The following is a 1,519-nucleotide window of genomic DNA, read 5'->3' as shown; positions in this document are numbered from 1 at the left end:
CCACCCACGAGCTACCGAGAGCGGCCCTACAGACCAGCGTTCCGCCGCCGTTCCACCTAGATCATCTAGAAAGGCGGATCATCAGGTTTCGGTGTTCCGCCGTGTGCCGCTCGCAGACACATTCGGCCAGCCGGCTGTCCAGGCTGGCGCGCACGCTAAGCTGCGGCGACGGTGTGGCCGCCGTGAGCGCGAAGGAGGTCGATGGCGGCTGTGCTGATCTCTTCGGCGACCGGTTCGATGCGGAGCCTGGATAGGTACCAACGGAGCCTGTCCGGCTTGGTCCGGACGTCCTGGGCTTCGATCGGAGTGAGGGCGCTGATCACCACGCGGAAGTCGCTGACCTGGGCCTCGCGAACCAGGGCGGTGACGCGTTGATCGGCGCGGCACTACTTGACCAGTCCCTCGCAGTCGAGCACGAGCGTGCCGGCGCTCAGCCTGCTTCGTGCCCGGCCCACTCGGCGCCCCCCTGCAACTCGGGCGCACCCTTGACGGCACGGAAGAGGTCTGCGGCCTCGTCGCGCAGCGCCTGTGGGATCGGCCCCGAGGCTTCCTCGTTGGCCTGCAGAGCCTCTTCGAGCAGGTCCCGCTTTATCTGACGCTCGACGGCGGCGTCGACGTAGACGGAGAAGCCTCGGGCCCCGACCCGCTCGCGGACGGCACGGATGTTCCCGGCTCTCAGCGAGACGCTCGCCTTGACCGCCGGGCCTTCACCCAGCCCGAACTCCTTCTCCTCCGAAGCCATGGCCGCAGTTACTACTTCAGGTAGCAGACCCCTGGTCGTGGCTGCTACTCAGCGGGAGCTATGCCGACTGGGCAGGAGACTCCGGTTCCGCCGATGCCGCAGTAGCCTCCTGGGTTTTTGTGGAGGTACTGCTGGTGGTAGTGCTCGGCGTAGTAGAAGTCGGTGGCCTTGGTTATCTGGGTGGTGATGGGGGCGTGGCCCGCCTTGGTCAGGACCTCTTGGTAGGCGTCGCGGGAGGCTTCGGCCTGCTTCTGTTCCAGGTCGGTCCTATAGAAGACGGCTGAGCGGTACTGGGTGCCCACGTCGTTGCCCTGGCGCATGCCCTGGGTCGGGTCGTGGGCCTCCCAGAAGATGCGGAGGAGGTCTTCGTAGGAGACCTCGGTGGGGTCGTAGACGACGCGGACGGTTTCGGTGTGGCCCGTCTGGCCGCTGCAGACCTCTTCGTAGGTGGGGTTCGGGGTGTAGCCGCCCTCGTAGCCGACGGCGGTGGAGATGACGCCGGGGGTCTGCCAGAAAATGCGTTCGGCGCCCCAGAAGCAGCCGAGGGCGAACTCGGCGATCTCGGCGCCCTCCGGGTAGGGGGGTGCGAGGGGGGCGTCGAGGACCTCGTGGCGTGGTGGCACCGGGATGGGCTCGTCCCTGCCGGGGAGTGCCTTCTCCGGAGAGACCATCTGGGTCTTCGCAAAGCCGAACATGCCTCCAGGTTAGCTCGCCGGGGGAAGCGTTGTTCGGGCACGGAGGCCGGGGTGCGGCGGCCCGAGGGTTGTCAGTGAGGTC

2 protein-coding genes are annotated in these 1,519 nt (G+C 67.3%); both read right to left on the bottom strand.

Going from position 1 to position 1,519, the window contains the following annotated elements:
• Positions 1-430 precede the first annotated feature (430 nt).
• The gene (locus tag E1200_RS33300; RefSeq protein ID WP_131956654.1) at positions 431-742 is read right to left on the bottom strand and encodes a hypothetical protein; all 312 of its coding nucleotides are present in this window, start codon (positions 740-742) and stop codon (positions 431-433) included.
• A 44-nt stretch (positions 743-786) separates the two neighbouring features.
• Positions 787-1,437, bottom strand: coding sequence for a peptide-methionine (S)-S-oxide reductase MsrA (gene msrA / locus E1200_RS33295; protein ID WP_131956652.1), 651 nt, complete (start codon positions 1,435-1,437; stop codon positions 787-789).
• Positions 1,438-1,519 lie beyond the last annotated feature (82 nt).

It is taken from the genome of Actinomadura sp. GC306 (assembly GCF_004348665.1).
Classification (GTDB): Bacteria; Actinomycetota; Actinomycetes; order Streptosporangiales; family Streptosporangiaceae; genus Spirillospora.
Note: the sequence above shows the minus strand (reverse complement) of the source record. Positions and strands in the feature narration are given on the sequence as shown.